Annotated in this window: 14 protein-coding genes; 2 read left to right on the top strand and 12 right to left on the bottom strand. The window is 67.7% G+C overall.

Going from position 1 to position 15,604, the window contains the following annotated elements:
- Positions 1–3: 3 nt before the first annotated feature.
- Positions 4–1,146, bottom strand: a complete 1,143-nt coding sequence (locus tag JL100_RS19000) for a sugar ABC transporter substrate-binding protein (RefSeq protein WP_202679185.1) — start codon at positions 1,144–1,146, stop codon at positions 4–6.
- A gap of 172 nt (positions 1,147–1,318) precedes the next feature.
- Here JL100_RS19000 and JL100_RS18995 point away from each other — a divergent pair, with 172 nt between their 5' ends.
- The gene (locus JL100_RS18995) at positions 1,319–2,029 is read left to right on the top strand and encodes a GntR family transcriptional regulator (protein ID WP_202679184.1); all 711 of its coding nucleotides are present in this window, start codon (positions 1,319–1,321) and stop codon (positions 2,027–2,029) included.
- A 16-nt stretch (positions 2,030–2,045) separates the two neighbouring features.
- Here JL100_RS18995 and JL100_RS18990 read toward each other — a convergent pair whose 3' ends face one another.
- From JL100_RS18990 to JL100_RS18940, 11 genes are all read right to left on the bottom strand, one after another.
- Positions 2,046–3,011: a 2-hydroxyacid dehydrogenase gene (locus JL100_RS18990; protein WP_202679183.1), complete on the bottom strand. Its 966-nt coding sequence runs from the start codon at positions 3,009–3,011 to the stop codon at positions 2,046–2,048.
- A 232-nt stretch (positions 3,012–3,243) separates the two neighbouring features.
- On the bottom strand, positions 3,244–4,002 hold the full coding sequence (locus JL100_RS18985; protein ID WP_202679182.1) for an iron ABC transporter ATP-binding protein: 759 nt from the start codon (positions 4,000–4,002) through the stop codon (positions 3,244–3,246).
- Entirely contained in the window at positions 3,999–4,964 is a 966-nt protein-coding gene (locus JL100_RS18980) for an iron chelate uptake ABC transporter family permease subunit (RefSeq protein ID WP_202679181.1), read from the bottom strand. The genes JL100_RS18985 and JL100_RS18980 overlap by 4 nt, the downstream gene beginning before the upstream one ends.
- The gene (locus JL100_RS18975; protein ID WP_202679180.1) at positions 4,957–5,919 is read right to left on the bottom strand and encodes an ABC transporter permease; all 963 of its coding nucleotides are present in this window, start codon (positions 5,917–5,919) and stop codon (positions 4,957–4,959) included. Before JL100_RS18975 ends, JL100_RS18980 begins: the two co-directional genes overlap by 8 nt.
- A 45-nt stretch (positions 5,920–5,964) precedes the next feature.
- A complete protein-coding gene (locus JL100_RS18970) occupies positions 5,965–6,849 on the bottom strand; it encodes a siderophore ABC transporter substrate-binding protein (RefSeq protein WP_202679179.1) in 885 nt (294 codons plus the stop codon).
- 206 nt (positions 6,850–7,055) lie between these two features.
- Positions 7,056–8,147 (bottom strand): alpha-hydroxy acid oxidase, encoded by a 1,092-nt coding sequence (locus JL100_RS18965; RefSeq protein WP_228420789.1) that lies wholly within the window; start codon positions 8,145–8,147, stop codon positions 7,056–7,058.
- On the bottom strand, positions 8,144–8,788 hold the full coding sequence (locus tag JL100_RS18960; protein WP_202679178.1) for a tetratricopeptide repeat protein: 645 nt from the start codon (positions 8,786–8,788) through the stop codon (positions 8,144–8,146). The genes JL100_RS18965 and JL100_RS18960 overlap by 4 nt, the downstream gene beginning before the upstream one ends.
- Positions 8,788–9,474: a Fe2+-dependent dioxygenase gene (locus JL100_RS18955; RefSeq protein WP_202679177.1), complete on the bottom strand. Its 687-nt coding sequence runs from the start codon at positions 9,472–9,474 to the stop codon at positions 8,788–8,790. Before JL100_RS18955 ends, JL100_RS18960 begins: the two co-directional genes overlap by 1 nt.
- Positions 9,475–9,533: 59 nt before the next feature.
- Positions 9,534–11,819: a TonB-dependent receptor gene (locus tag JL100_RS18950; RefSeq protein ID WP_202679176.1), complete on the bottom strand. Its 2,286-nt coding sequence runs from the start codon at positions 11,817–11,819 to the stop codon at positions 9,534–9,536.
- Between the two features lie 361 nt (positions 11,820–12,180).
- Positions 12,181–13,662 carry a glycosyl transferase family protein gene (locus JL100_RS18945; RefSeq protein WP_202679175.1) on the bottom strand — a complete coding sequence of 494 codons (1,482 nt, stop codon included), beginning with the start codon at positions 13,660–13,662 and terminating at the stop codon, positions 12,181–12,183.
- 136 nt (positions 13,663–13,798) lie between these two features.
- Positions 13,799–14,584: an IclR family transcriptional regulator gene (locus JL100_RS18940; RefSeq protein ID WP_202679174.1), complete on the bottom strand. Its 786-nt coding sequence runs from the start codon at positions 14,582–14,584 to the stop codon at positions 13,799–13,801.
- A gap of 148 nt (positions 14,585–14,732) precedes the next feature.
- Here JL100_RS18940 and JL100_RS18935 point away from each other — a divergent pair, with 148 nt between their 5' ends.
- Positions 14,733–15,587, top strand: coding sequence for a phytanoyl-CoA dioxygenase family protein (locus JL100_RS18935; protein ID WP_202679173.1), 855 nt, complete (start codon positions 14,733–14,735; stop codon positions 15,585–15,587).
- The last annotated feature ends 17 nt before the right edge of the window (positions 15,588–15,604 follow it).

The following is a 15,604-nucleotide window of genomic DNA, read 5'->3' as shown; positions in this document are numbered from 1 at the left end:
GGGTTACTTCGCGGCTTCGGGCTCGCCGATCAGGGCCCCTTGAAGCCCGACTTCCGGCGTCTCGGCGGAGTAGATGGAGGCGAACCAGCCCGGATTGGTCACGATCGACGGCTGGAAGGCGTTGCAGCCCTGGGACATTTCGGTCCAGGTGCCTTCCTCGCACAGCTTGACCGTCTCGGTGGTCACGACGGGGAGCGGCAGCACGGTCTTCTGCGGGATGTCGCCGCCTTCGAGCTTCCTGACCGCCAGCTTCAGGGCGAGGGCGCCGGAATAGGGCGGCGAGGCATAGGAAATGCGGGGGGCGTCCATCGGCTTGTAGGCGCCGTTGGCGCCGTCGACCCCGGTCGCGGCGGGCAGCATCTGGATGCGGCCGCCGTTGGAGCCTTCGCCGGCGCAGGGCTTCAGCTTGTCCTCGGGAATGCCCGCCTCGAGCTGCATCTGGTTGGCCGTGAAGCAGCCGACCTGCATCCACAGGCCATCGATCCGGTCCCAGCCCTGGGTCGCCAGGATCTTGGACAGTTCGGTCCGGGCGACTGCCTGGCTCCACATGCCCGGCGCCTCGGCGACGATCCTGATGTCGGGATGCTTGGAGAGGACGGCCTTGGCCGCCTTGGTGCGCAGCGTGTCGACGGAGGTACCCGGCACGCCGGTGATCGCGATGATGTTGCCCTTGCCGCCCAGCTCCTCGGCCAGCCATTCGGCGGTGACGCGCCCGGCCTCTTCCTGGTCGATCGAGACGTTGTAGGCGCAGGGTTCGGTGATCTCCGCGTCATAGGCGATCACGACGACGCTCCGGTTGCACGCGTTCTTGACCACCTGGTTCAGCGCCGTCGGCGAGATCGGGTAGACGACGATCGCCTCCGCCCCGGCCTGGACCATGGAATTGATCTGCTGGATCTGCTTCTGGGCGTTGGGGCCGGAAACCTGGACCTGAAGGTCGACCTTGCCCGCCATGTCGGGATGCGCGGCCATGGCCTTGATCATGTTGCTGGCCTCGGCCTGCCAGTCGTTCCCGATGTAGCTCATCGACAGATAGATCTTGTGCTTCTTCTGCTGGGCAACGGCATCGGCGGCCATCGGCGCGGCCGAGGCGGCGAACAGGCACAGGCCGGCAAAGCCGGCGGCAAACAGTTTCCCCGCGTGCATCGTTCTTGCTCCTCCCCCTGGGTGATTTTGATCATTTTCTCGTTTTGATCATAAATCAAATATCACGATAGGGCGCAAGTCTCTTTCTACGCATCCTCCGAACAGGTATAGTCGCGGGTGTCCGAACGGAGACCCGGCCGGACCACGAGACGGGAATAACGCGATGGCGGTCATGACATCTTCCTCCGGCGCAGCACCAGGCAGGCTGGCGGCCAGGAACCTGGCATTGCGGCCGGTACCGCGCGAGACGGTCCAGGACCAGGTCTACCGGCAGCTCAGGGAACTGATCCTCAACGGCGGGATCGAGCCGGGCCGCACGGTCACGATCCAGAGCCTGTCCGAAGCCTTCGGCGTCAGCGCCATGCCGGTGCGCGAGGCCCTGCACAGGCTGGTGGCGGAGAAGGCGCTGACCGTCGTGGCCGGCCGCTCGGTCGGTATTCCGCCGCTCAGCATCGAGCGGCTGAAGGATCTGAAGCGCGTCCGGGTCGAGATCGAGGGGGTCGCGACCGAATGGGCCGCCGTGTCCATCACCGCCGCCGACCTCGACCGGCTGGGCGCCCTGATCGCGGAGATGGACGCCGCCATCGCCGAGCGGGACGGCCGCCGCTACGTCCCGGCCAACCGGGAATTCCATTTCACGATCTATCGGGCGGCGGGTTCGGAATCGTTGCTGTCGATCATCGAGTCCCTGTGGCTGAGGATCGGCCCCTATTTCGACCTGCTCAACGCCACCGGCAATTGGCGGGCGTCGAACGTGGAGCATCGCGCCATGCACGAGGCCCTGCTGCGCGGCGACGGCGCCGCCGCGCGCGCGGCCATGCGGGCCGATATCGAGGGCGCCGCGCAGGCGCTCGTGGGGATCCTGGGCGGGCAGGAGACCTGACGGGCGGCCTTCGGCTTCAGGACATCTCGGGCACGGGCGTCACGACGGGGGTGCCGGCCAGGAACGCCGCGATGTTGGCGACGACGAGGCTCTGCATCGCCTCGTGGGCCTCGTGGGTGCCGCCGCCGATATGGGGGGTCAGCACGGCGTGCGGGATCGCCCTGAGGGCGTCGGGCACCGCGGGTTCCTGCTCGAAGACATCGAGCCCGGCGCCGCCCAGCTCGCCCGACCCAAGCAGATCGACCAGCGCCTCCTGATCGACGATCGACCCGCGCGCGATATTGACGACGATGCCGTCCGGACCCAGCGCCTTCATCACGTCCCGGTTGACCCGGTGGCGGTTGCCGGCGTCGGCCCGCGCCGCGATCATCAGCACGTCGGCCCATTCCGCCAGCGATTCCAGCGTCTCGTGGAAGGTATATGGCGCGTCCGGCTTGCGCGAACGGTTGTGGTAGGCCACTTCCGCCTCGAACGCCGCGGCGCGGGCGGCGATCCTGCGGCCGATCGCGCCGAAGCCGAACACGCCGATCCTGCGCCCGGTAAGCCCGCGCACCAGCGGCATGCGCGCCGCGGAATGGCCGCTCCACAGACCGTCGCGGACGAACCTGTCGGCCATGGCGATCCGCCGGCTGGCGGCGAGGAGCAGCGCCATCGCATGGTCGGCGACCGCCGGGGCGTTGGCCTCCGGACTGTGCGTGACCATGATCCCGCGTTTCCGCGCCTCCTCCAGGTCGACGCCCTCGTAGCCGGTGCCGTAGCAGCAGATCAGGCCGAGCGAGGGCAGGCGGTCCATCACTTCCGCATCGGTCTTCAGGGTCCCCATGGTGACCAGAACGCGGACCGCCGCCGCGTCGCCGGGTGCGAGGGCGGCCCCGACCGGCGGGTCGAAGGGACCTGTCGCCCCGTAACGGGGTCCGATCCTGGTGATCCTGTCCTGGAGTTCGGCGGGGAACGATGCGGCGAGGAGTATGGTGGTATGCATGGGCGAAAGGTTAGACGACGGTCCGAGGCGGCGCAACGGGTCTGCGCGGGGCTGGGCCGGCGCAGGGAGGATCGGCCTGCCATTCTCGAAGCCGGCATGGAATGAAGAAAACCGGCCATGGATCACGGCGAGATCCTCAGATAAGCCGGTCCATATCTTTGTCCATCGCCGTAATCTGTGGCAAGAACCTGAATTACATTTGCGTCGCCCCCGCTGGAGCGCGAGCGGAGGGTCAGGTGAAATAGACGCAGATCCGTTTCCCGTCCACGATCTGCACCTTCATGGCGAGATCGTACACGGCATCCAGGACGTCCTCGCGGATGACGGTCTCGGGCGGTCCCTGGAACAGCACCTCGCCGTCGCGCATGGCGACGATGTGGTCCGAATAGCAGGACGCGAAGTTGATGTCGTGGAGAACCAGGACGATCGTTTTCCCCAGTTCGTCGGCGAAGCGCCGGACCTGCTTCATCATGGACACGGCATGCCGCATGTCGAGATTGTTGAGCGGCTCGTCCAGCAGGACGTAGTCTGTGTCCTGGCACAGCACCATCGCGACGAAGGCGCGTTGCCGCTGCCCGCCGGACAGTTCGTCCAGGAAGCGGCCCGACAGGGCGCCGAGGCCGAGATGGTCGATCGCGCGCTCGACATGCGCGCGGTCGGCCTCGGTCAGGCGGCCTTTCGAATAGGGGTAGCGGCCGAACTCCACCAGGTCCCGGACCGTCAGCCGCGACGAGAGATGGTTGTCCTGGCGCAGGATGGAGAGGCGCTGCGCCAGGACGGCGCTCGGCGTCCGGGTCACGTCCAGCCCGTCGACCGTCACCGTGCCGGCGGACATCGGCAGCAGGCGGCTGATCATGGACAGCAGCGTGGACTTGCCCGCCCCGTTCGGGCCGATGATGGAGATGACGCCCCCCGCCGGCAGGCGCAGCGACACGTCCTTGACCACGACGGCGCCGTCGTAGCGCTTGGTGACGTCCTTCGTCTCGATCATCGGGTCTTCCCCTGTACGACCAGGCTGATGAACACGATTCCTCCCAGGAATTCGATGATGATCCGAAGGTTGGTGTCGAAGGCGAAGATCCGTTCCAGGATCGTCTGCCCGCCGACCAGGGCGATGACCGCGAGCAGCACGGCGGCCGGAAGCACGAAGCGGTGCTTGCCCGACGGGACCGCCAAGTAGGCGAGGTTCGCCACCAGCAGGCCGAAGAAGGTTATCGGACCGACCAGCGCCGTCGATACCGACACCAGCACCGCGACCAGCACCAGGACGATCGTCACCATGCGCCGATGGTCGACCCCCAGGCTGATCGACCGCTCCCGCCCCAGGGCCAGCACGTCGAAACTGTGCATGATGCGCCACGCGACGATCGACACCGCGGCGACGAGGAGCGCGGCCGTCGCCAGCAGGTCGCTTTCGACCGAATTGAAGCTGGCGAAGAAGCGGTCCTGGAGGAAGGCGAACTCGGCGGGATCGATCAGCCGCTGGAGGAAGTTCGCCAGGCTCCGGAAGAAGATGCCGAAGACGATGCCGACCAGGATCAGCAGGTGCAGGTCGCGCCGGCTCCTGGAGAAGATCGTGCCGTAGAGGACGACGGAGAAGGCCACCATCCCCGCGACCTCCCCGGCGAAGCGCAGCCGATGGTCGATCATCGCCACGTTGGTCGATCCGAGCAAGAACACGGCGCAGCTCTGGATCAGCACATAGAGGGAATCGAAGCCCATGATGGCCGGCGTCAGGATGCGGTTGCCGGTCACCGTCTGGAACAGCACCGTGGAGACGGCGATGGAATAGGCGACCAGCACCATCACGGCGACCTTGGTCCCGCGGAAGGGCAGGACGAAATCCCAGTTGCCCCTGGCGCCGAGGGTCATGAAGGCGGCGATCGCCGCCAGCGCGGCGAAGGCCAGGAGCAGCAGCGCCTGCCGCGGGGTCGGCGTGCCGGGCCTAACCATCGGAGGCGCCCTTCCTGAGCAGGAGATAGAGGAACAGCGCGCTCCCGACGACGCCGACGATGGTGCCCACCGGGATCTCGTAGGGGTGGCGCACGGTGCGGCCGATCAGGTCGCAGACCAGGACGAACGCGGCGCTGCCCAGCGCCACCCAGGGCACCGCGCGGCGCGCGTTGTCGCCCACGCCCATGCTGACCAGGTTCGGCACGATCAGCCCCAGGAAGGGGATCGTCCCCACCGTCGCCACGACCACGGCCGTGCTCATGGAGACGATGATCAGGCCGAAGGACATGGCCCGCCGGTAGTTCATTCCCAGGTTGGTCGTGAAGGCCCGGCCCATGCCGGCCACCGTGAAGCGGTCGGCCGCCAGGTAAGCCGCGGCGGTCAGGCCGAAGGCGATCCAGAGCAGTTCGTAGCGGCCGCGCAGGACGCCGGAGAAATCCCCCGTGGTCCAGGCGTTCAGCGATTGCAGCAAGTCGTAGCGGTAGGCGAAGAAGGTCGTGACGGAGTCGAATATCCCCCCCAGCATGAGGCCGATGAGCGGCACCAGGAGGGCCGAGCGCAACGGGATGCGGCTCAGGATGACGAGGAACAGGGCGGTGCCGGCCAGGGCGCACAGGGCCGCGACCATCATCTTGCCGATCAGGTCGATGCCGGGCGCCAGCAGCGTCGCGAGCAGGATGCCGAGGCTCGCTGACTCCACCGTCCCGGCCGTGCCGGGCTCGACGAAGTGATTGCGCACGATCAGCTGCATGATCAGGCCGCTGACGCCCATCGCCATCCCCGACAGGATCACGGCGATCGTCCGGGGGATGCGGCTGGCGAGCAGCACCCGCATGGCCTCGCTCTCCGGCCCGGCGGCGAGCAGCGTGGCCGGCGACAGGTGCGTGGCCCCCACGAACAGGCTGAGGACGGCCAGCGAGCCGACGCCGGCCGCGGCGAGGAGGAATTTCGTCATGGAAGTCCGATGGAGCGGGTTGGCGCGGCCGGTGCCCGGAGCCGGTCAGCCGCCCTTGGCGAAGGCTTGGGACAGCTGGTCGACCATGGCCTGGAGCGAGATCAGCCCGCCGCCGACCAGATACCAGTTCACCGCGTCCAGATAGACGACTTGGTCCTGCTTCCAGGCCTTGGTCTGGGCCACGAGCTCGTTGCCGAGCACGGCCCCGGAGGAGTTTCCCGACCCGATCGCCGCGTCGCGGTCGATCACGAACAGCCAGTCGGGGTTCGTCGCCAGGATGAACTCGGAGGAGATCGACTGGCCGTGCAGCGAGACCTGGAGGTTCTCCTCGGCAGGCTTCACGGCGAACACGTCGTGCAGGATGCCGAACCGGGATCCCGGGCCGTAGGCGCTCATCTTCGCCCCGGTGGTCAGGACCAGCAGCCCTTCGCCGATGCCCGACGCGGTGGCGCGCAGGTCCTCGATGGAGCGGCGAATCGTCGCCAGCTTGGTCTCCGCCTCCTTCTCCTTGCCGAAGATCCGGCCGAGCTGTTCGACGTTGCGGGTGACGCTGCCCATGTAGTCGCCCGCATCGACCGTCATGTCGATGGTCGGCGCGATCCGTGCCAGCTCCTTGTACTTGGCCGACGAACGCCCGCCGATGACGATCAGGTCGGGAGCGAGGGCGTTGACGGCCTCGTAGTCCGGTTCGAACACCGTTCCGACCTCCGCATGATCGTCGGATCGGTACTTGGACAGGTACTCCGGCAACAGTCCGCCCGGTACCCCGTCGATCTCCACGCCCAGCGAGTCCAGGGTATCGAGGGATGCCAGGTCGAAGACGACGACCCGCTCGGGGCTGCGGGGAACCGACGTCTTGCCCTGCGCGTGGGTGATCTCGATCCGTTCCTGGGCCAGGGCCGGCGCGGCCTGTGCAAACGCGACGGCCACGACGGCAACGGATAGGATCCTCGCGAAACCTGCCAGTGCCGGGCCTACCGGTCGATATGACATCCTGTTGTCCTTCCATGCTGGGCGATGATGTGGAGCGGTGGTTCCGCTGCGGACGGCCGGGCGACATCCCGGCCGGCAAAGCTGCTCCGGAGTCGCGAATGAGAAACATTCTCATATTGATCTTTGCGGCGGGACGCAAGCCGTTAGGATGTCCATATCACCGACCGGTCGATGTCGGTCAGGCGCGCCCGTCCGGTCAGCGCCATGGCGACTTCCAGTTCTGTTTGCAGGATGGTCAGCATATGGGCCACTCCCGCGACGCCGCCGACGGCCAGGGCGTGCAGGACCGGTTGGCCGACCATCACGGCGGACGCTCCGAGGGCTAGGGCCTTGAGGATGTCGGTCCCCCGCCGGATGCCGCCATCCATCAGCACCGGCACGCGCCCGGCGGCCTTCCCGGCCACCGCCGGCAGGGCGTCGATCGACGCCGGCAGGGTGTCGAGCGTCCGCCCGCCATGATTGGAGACGATGATTCCGCGCGCTCCTGCCTTGACGGCGGGTGCTACATCGTCGGGGTTCAGGATGCCCTTGACCAGGACCGGAAGCCGGGTGGACGAACACAGCCATGCGACGGACGACCAGGTCGGCGCATCGCGGAGCATGCCTTGGAAAACCGGGCTCCCCGGGCGGGCCGGCAGGAACCCGGCGGGCTCCATCCCCGCCAGATTGACCGCCGAGACGCCCGCGGGCAGGCGGAAGCCGGCCCGCTGCTCGGCGTTGCGCAATCCGTTCACGGGCGCGTCGATCGTGAGCACCAAGGCCTTGTAGCCGGCGGCCTCGGCGCGCCGCACCAGCGACAGGGTGTCGTCGCGCCGGGGCTGCATGTAGAGCTGGAACCAGAGCGGATGCCGTGCCACGCCGGCGGTTTCCTCCAGGGTGACGCTGGCCTGCGTGCTGACGGTCATCCAGGTCCGGGTCAGGGACGCGGCCGTGGCCGTGGCCTTCTCCCCGTCCGGATGGACCAGCCTGTGATAGGCCGTGGGCGCCACGATGATCGGGTAATCCAGCGCCTCGCCCAACAGTTCCGAGCGGGCGCTCGCCCCGGACAGGTCCCGCAGGGCGCGGGGCATCAGGCGGATGCGGTCGAGGGAGTCGCGGTTGGACCGCTGGGTGATGCCGTCGGCGCCGGCGCCGGCGACATAGGCGCGGACGGCGGGATCGGCCCGGGTCATGAAATGGCGCTCGTAGTCGAACAGCGACACGGTGTCGGGCGGAACGATCATGTCCGATGTCATCGGCCGGCCAGGTCCGACGCCTGCCGGGCCAAACCCTGAAGGCCCGGATGGGGATGATCCGCCAGGGCCTCGGCCATGCTTCGGAAGAAATCGGGGAAGCCGTTCCGGAGCGCCTGCCGGAACCACGGCAAGGCCCGGTCGATCGCCCCGTCCAGGACCAGCATGCGGGCATGGTTGAACTGGCCCCAGCAGTCTCCCCCTTCGGCCGCAGCCTTGAACAGGGACCGGGCCGCGGCGGCGTCCGCCGGCACGGCCCGCCCGCATTCATGGAACAGGCCGAGCATATTGAGCGCCTTGACGTGGCCCCGGCAGGCCGCCGCCGCATACGACCGGTAGGCCGCCTCGTCGTCGGCCGGGACCCCTTCGCCGCGGCAGTGGAGGTCGCCCAGGTTGAAGAGCGCCCATGCATCGCCCCGGTCCGCAGCCTTCAGGTAATAGGCGGCCGCCATTTCCGGGTCCGCGGCGACTCCCCATCCCCGCTCATGGCAGCGCCCCAGCATGTTGATCGCCCGGGCGTCGCCGCTGCGCGCGGCGATCCGGAACCACTCGACCGCCTGCGCCAGCTCGGCGCCTCCCCGGTCGAGGCAGAGCTGCCCGAGCGCCAGCTGCGCGTCCACGATGTCCGGCAAGCGGTCCGCCATCATACCTCGGCCCAGCGGCGAAGAAGGTTGTGGTAATGGTTCACCAGCGACAGGACGGCACGGTTCCCGTCCCCGACTTCCCGGCGCAGCTCGATGATCGCCGCGTCCAGGTCGTAGAGCATGGCCCGCTGGGCGTCGTCCTTGACGAGCGATTGCGTGAAGAGGAACGAGGCCCATCGGGTGCCCCGCGTCACTGGGCTGACCTGGTGCAGGCTGCTGGAGGGATAGACCACGGCATGCCCCGCCGGCAGCTTTACCGACTTCGCGCCGTAGGTGTCCTCGACGACCAGTTCGCCGCCGTCGTAGTCGTCGGGATCGTTGAGGAAGATCGTGGTGGACACGTCGGCGCGCATGCGCATGCCGCCGGTGCCGGGGATGGCGCGGATGCTGTTGTCCACATGGTGTCCATAGGACATGTTCCGGTCATAGCGGTTGAACAGGGGCGGCAGGACCCGAAGGGGCAGGACGGCCGAATTGAAGGCCGGGCTCCGGGCCAGCGCCCGCAGGACGATGTCGCCCAGCTCGCGGGCCGTCCCGCCGTCCTCCGGGATCTGGAGGTTGGACTTGACCTGCGCCGCCTGGCCCCCTGCCGAGACGCGGCCTTCGACCCACGGCGAGGAGTCGAGCACCGCCCGGCAATGGGCGACCTCGTCGGCGGTGAGAATGTCCGGTATCTGCAAGAGCACGGGATGCTTCCTCGTAGAAGGGTGCCGGACCGCTCGCGGAGGCGGACCGGCCACGGCTGTCAGAACTGGGCGCCGACCGTCAGCGTGACCGTCCGGCCCGACGCCGGGACGGCGCGGACGGCGTTGAATGCCGAGGTGTAGTTGCGGTGGTCGCTCAAGTTGTAGCCGTTGAGGGCGACCGAGAAGTTCGCGATTTCGTACGATACGACCGCGTCCAGGGTGAAGGTGTCGGGGACGCGGGCGGTGTTCGCGCTGTCCGACCAGTATTCGGAGGCGTACTGGATGCCGCCCCCGACCGTCACCAGGCCGGGCAGGCCGGTGTCGATGTCATAGCTCGTCCACAGGTTGGCATTGTGCCTCGGAACGTTGGAGGCGTCGTTCCCGACGACGTCCGGATTGGTCCTGGACTCCGTCACCTCGCCGCTGAGATAGGCGTAGTTGGCATAGACGTTCCAAGCCGAAGTCAGCCTGCCGCTGACGCTTCCTTCGACGCCCCTGACGCGCACGCCGAGGCCGGCTTCCGAGAAGGCGTCGGTGATCGTGCCGGTCGCGGGATCGACCGAGTAGGTGTTGCTCTTCTCGATTTGGAAGATCGAGCCGCCGAGCCCCAGCCGGCCGTTCAGGAAATCGGCCTTCGCGCCGACCTCGTACAGGTCGGTCTTCTCGGGATCGAAGTTCCGCGCGTCGTTCGGCGTTTCGGCCGTGCCGTTGGTGACCGCTGCCGCGATGTCGGTGCCGATCGGCTTGTAGGAGCGCGAATAGGACACGTAGACCGAGGAGGCCTGGGTCGGCTCGTAGATCAGGCTGACCGATGGGCTCCAGGTGGTTTCGGTAGTCTCGCCGCCCGCGATGGTCGGGTTGTCCGAGCTGAAGGTGGTGCGGAAATAGTCCCAGCGGATGCCGGCCTGGACCGATACCTGGTCGAGGAGCCATACGCGGTCGCTGACGAACAGCCCGGTGTTGGTGACGCTCGCCTCCCGGCCGCCTTCGGGCGGGTATGTGATGAAGGTACCCGCATCGTAGCTGTGGACGGGATTGCGCACCGTCTGGTTCGGGGTGCGGTTGACCCAGCTGCCGGAGCGGCGCTCGTCCTTCTGGTAGTTCACGTCGATGCCGCCGTTCGCCCGGTGCCGCAGGCCGAACAGGGTGCCTTCCGCCTTGGCGCCGGCGATGTTCTGGACGCCCCAACCTTCCTGCTCGAAGGCCATGCCGCCGCCGGCCCCGTAGGTCAGTGCCGGATCCCCGCCGCTCAGGAAAAGCGCGCTGTTGGCGGCGTTCAGGGACGCCGGGTTGGTGGCGGCGAAATCCCGCTCGTAATAGCTCCACCGGGTATCGTTGTAGAGGGACAGCCCGGAATTGACCTCGTGGGCGAGCAGCGAGGTGACGACATGGTTCTCCGTGTCGTCCCGGTCGAGATCGCGGATATAGGACGTGGACCGGTCCAGGCCGAACTCCCCCGCCGGGCGGTATATCCCGTCGCCGCCCAGGATCATGGGCTGGCCCATGTCGGGGGTTTTTCTGCCGTTCAGGTAGAAGTAGTTGAGGTGCCAGGTGGTCGGCGTTCCGAGACCCAGGCCCAGGTCCAGGGCAAGGCCCTTCCGGTCCGCCTCGGCCTCGTCCCGGTCGGCGATGTCCTGGTCATGATACAGGCCGTTCAGCCGCAGCGCGGTCGTGTCGTTGATGGGCTGGTTGAGGTCGACGGTGGTGCGGTAGAGGGGGCCGGAACCGATGGACTGTTCGATTTCCGCCCGTCTCTCCGGCCCGGCCCTCTTGCTGCTCTGATTGATGATGCCGCCGGAGTTGCCGACGCCGAAGCCGCTCCCCGTCGGCCCTTTCAGGACCTGGACGGTTTCCGTGTTGAAGATGTCGTGGGTGTAGACGCCGAAATCCTTCAGGCCGTCCAGGTAGATGTCGCCGCGGGCCGTCAGGCCGCGGATGCGGAACTGGTCGCCGTTCTGCCCGCCATTGCCTTCGCCGGTCGAGATGGTGATGCCCGGCACGTTCCTCAGCGCCTGTTCGAGCGAGGCGGCGCGCTGCTGCTCGATGATCTCCTGGGGCACGACGTTGATGACCCGGGGCGTCTCCTTCACCGTCTCGGGCAGACGGGAGATGCCGGTGGACGCGGAATTGACATTGCCGGACCCGGGATTGGCCGCGCCCACGTTGATCGTGTCGAGGACGAGGATGTCGTCGGAAGAACTGCCCGGTGCCTCGCCGTTCCCCGGAGCGGCCGTCTGCGCGTCCGCCGCCGCCGGGATGGCGGAGAAGGTCATGGCCAGGCTGGCGGTCGCGGCGGCACCGGCGAGGACGGGCCGGAGGCAGAGTGGGGCGGTGGCTTGTCGCATCGAGTTCTCCCGGAATTCGCCACGGTAAGCGTGACGGTCAATGGCCGGCCTTTTACCAATCCGATGGCGCCACGCATCAAGAGCTGAGATTCAGAAGCGTTCTAAATTGCAAAAAGCGAAGTGTCTGTTTGTCGCCGCACCGGGCCGCCCGGCGGCATGGCGATGCAGGGCGGGCGATCCTCGGGCTCGGCACGCAAGCGCCACCACAGGAGATTATCTAGGAAAATCAACTCACTACGGAGGTGCGGGCGCCGCCGGTTCCAGACCTGGGATGTCCGGCGCCAGGCGCGAACCGACGCTGTTGCAGGAATGCAACGATGATATTAAGAATTACTCGCAGCTAGGTGCGGGCAAGCCAGGATCATGCCTTGCGCCGGCCTAGCCACAGACGCTCCGCCTGATCCAGCGCGTCATCGAAGCCCGCACCGGTACGGCCGGGGATGGAAGAAAGCGCGAACGCGGCGGTGCCCACGATGATGCGCTCGGCCCGGGCGTCGCGGGTCGCTCCGCTCCATATCCCTTGCCAATATTCCAGGCTGGTCGAGCGCGGCCTCGGCGTGACCCGTGGTTCGACCATGCGCGCAGGCAGGACCAGGTCATCCGCCTGGCCGTCGATCAGCCGGAACAATGTCGCGGGACGGAAAGGGTTCAACTGGGCGACGTCGCGTACGCTGCCCAGGACCACCATGTCCTTCCACCCCAGGATTCCGGCGGCGTCGCGATGGAGTTCCTTGTAAGACGGCTTCGCCACGCCGAGCAGGCTGGTGCTGCCGGGAACCGGCTTGAGCAGGTGGACCGCCTCCAGCACCGCCGAGCGGAACAAGGTCAGCCGGTGCAGACCGATCAGCCTGTAGATCTGCGGGGCGAGGTCGGCCAGGGGAACATAGACGATGCCTTCCCGCGACAGGGCCGACGCGATGTCGCCGGCCCCGGCGCATACCGGGATCCCCAGGGCCGCGGCCAGGATGTCGAACCGGGCGGCGGCATTTCCCCCGCCCGTGTTGCCGTGGAGGACGACCCGGTATCCGGCCTGCGACACCAGCCGGGCCGCGTGCAGGAACCACGGCGGATTGTGATAGTTGGGCGAGGCGAAGCACGGCCAGTCCACATCGGCCCTGACGGTGTCGCCGACCCCGGGCCGGATGGAAGCCTGCATCGCCCGAACGAAGCCGGCCAGTTCCGGGGCCGTCGTCCCGCGCACGCGGATCATGCCCAGCAGGGCGCCGATCTGCGCCGGATCCGCCTTGCCGGCCAGGATGATGCCCATCGCCTCCTCGGCTTCCCCGGTGGTCAGGGGACGGCCGTGCCCGCCACCGCCGAGGCCGAGCACGCCGATGTTCCGGGCCAGCCTTTCATGGGCTGAGGCATCGGGTCCGATGCGGTCCAGCTTGGCCATCAACTGGGCCGGCGTCGGCTGCCCGTCGAGCAGCGTGGCCGGACGGGCTTCCAGGGCCGGGACGGGCACGGGGCGCGGCATGCTCCAGCCCGGATCGAGCGGTGCCTCCTTGGGCGCGCCATCCGTCGTCGCCTGGAACAGGGCGTCGATCTCCATGGCGAGAGCCTGGACGCGGGGGCGCAGGGTCTCGGCGAACGGTGTCGGGACCAGGCCGCGCCCGGTTCTCACGAACAGCGGGTCATCGAATTCCTCCCGCAACTGGGCGAGGAGGCGGCTGAGCGCGGGTGTCTGAAGCCCCAGGTCCCTGGCCGCCAGGGTCACGCTCCGCTTCGACAACAGGGCGTCCAGGGCGACGATCAGCCGTCCGCGCGCCAGCTTGTTGCCGACGCTTTTGGAACCGAGCATTTCCGGGCACGGCATGGTCGGGATGTCGTGGATTTTTCCCATGATGCACTCTCGGTCCTACGGCGACGGCGTGATCCGCCGGCGGCATCTCAAGGCCGATAATGATAGGCATTCGCGATTACGCAAGGTTATCTTGCCTAGCCTCCGGCCCGACGCGGGGGCCGTCAGGCCCACGCTGTCAGCCCGCGCTGCCCAGGCGGGCCGAGATCCGTCCCGCGCAATTCCTCAGCGCGTCGACCGCTTCGGCCTGGCTGACCTTGTTGCCCGTCATGTGCAGGAAAGGAATGGTCAGGGCGGCGAGGGCGGTCCGGGAATGGCTCAGGATCGGGCAGGAAAGATCGACCACGCCCTTGACCGCGTCGCTGCCGCTTTCCTCGTAACCGTTCCTGCCTATTCCGTCCAGGCGGCATTCCAGTTCCGCCGCGGACTTCGTTTTCCCGGGGCGGCCGAGGGCGCATCCGATCCGGGCGGCACGCTCGCCGGGACTCTGGAACGCCATGAGGACCCGGCCCGACGCCGTCTCGGTGGCGGAGAAGGTCGCGCCGGTCTTGACCGAGAAGGTGCGGGAGGTCGACCCCTCGTCCTTCGCCACGATCATGATGCGATCCACGTCCCAGACGGAAAGGTGGCACGACTGCCCGGTCTGCTCGGCCAGGGCCCGCATGTCAGCCCTCGCGGCGGAGAGCAGGCGCTCCAGGGCCGGGTGCCGGGTGGACAGGTCGAACAGCTTCAGCGTCAGGACATAGCCTCCGTCGGCGCCGAACCGGCGGACATAGCCGCGCCGCTCCAGTGCCGCGAGCATCCTGAAGATCTCGCCGATCGACCGGTCGAGGCGGGAAGCGATGCTGCTTTGGGACAGCGGCTCGCACTCGCCCGCGAGCAGTTCGAGGATGTCCAGCCCCTTCTCCAGCGCAGGCGCGCTGTAGCCGGCCGCGCGCTCGGACTGGCCCTGTGCGTCACTCATCGCAAACCATTTTTCCCGGAACCTGTGTTTTTACCCTTGATCGATCACTATCAAATATGAAAACCTCCAATGCAAGGCTGCGACAACGCGACGCACCGGCTCATCCCGATGACCCGATGCCGAAAAGATCAAGCCAGGAGGAAACGCAATGACCACGACCCTGTCGGCCGACTCCGTCGATCGCCTCGGGACCGAGGGTATCCTTTTTCCCATTCCCGTCTTCGGCGAGGAGGAAATCGCCGGATACCGCGGGAAACTAGAGGATCTCGCTAAGCGGGAAGGGGGCAAGCTGTCCCGCTCGACCAACCAGAAGCCGCACCTGCTCCTGCCGTGGCTGAACCGCCTGATCCGGGATCCGCGCATCCTCGATCCCGTTTCCGCGGCGCTCGGTCCCGACATCCTGTGCTGGGGATCGGGGTTCTTCTGGAAGCCGCCCAGGGATCCCGCGTTCATTTCGTGGCACCAGGACTCGACATACTGGGGGCTCTCGGCTCCGGATATCGTGACGGCCTGGATCGCCTTCACGCCCAGCACGCCCGAGAGCGGCTGCATGCGGGTCGTGCCCGGAAGCCACCACAAGGACCAGCTTCCGCACAAGGACACCTTCGCCGAGACCAACCTGCTGTCGCGCGGCCAGGAAGTCGCCGTCGAGGTGGACGAGCGCGACGCGGTCGACGTCGTCCTGAAGCCGGGCGAGATGTCCATCCACCATGTCCGCCTGATCCACGGGTCGGAGCCGAACCGTTCCGACCAGCCGCGCATCGGGTTCGCCATCCGGTACATCCCCACCTACATCCGCCAGACCGCCGGGGTGCGCGACAGCGCCACCCTCGTCTGCGGCACCGACCGGTACGGGAATTTCGATCCGGAGCCGGTGCCGGAAAGCGATTTCGATCCGGCGTCGGTGGCATTCCACGCGGCCATGCTCGAACGGTCGGAACAGATCCTGTACGCCGGCGCGTCCGAGGTCAGGCGCTTCGAGCAGCCGTCCGCACGCGGCTGAACGCCGGCGGGCCGACG

The sequence above is a fragment of the Skermanella mucosa genome (genome assembly GCF_016765655.2).
Lineage (GTDB): Bacteria > Pseudomonadota > Alphaproteobacteria > Azospirillales > Azospirillaceae > Skermanella > Skermanella mucosa.
Note: the sequence above shows the minus strand (reverse complement) of the source record. Positions and strands in the feature narration are given on the sequence as shown.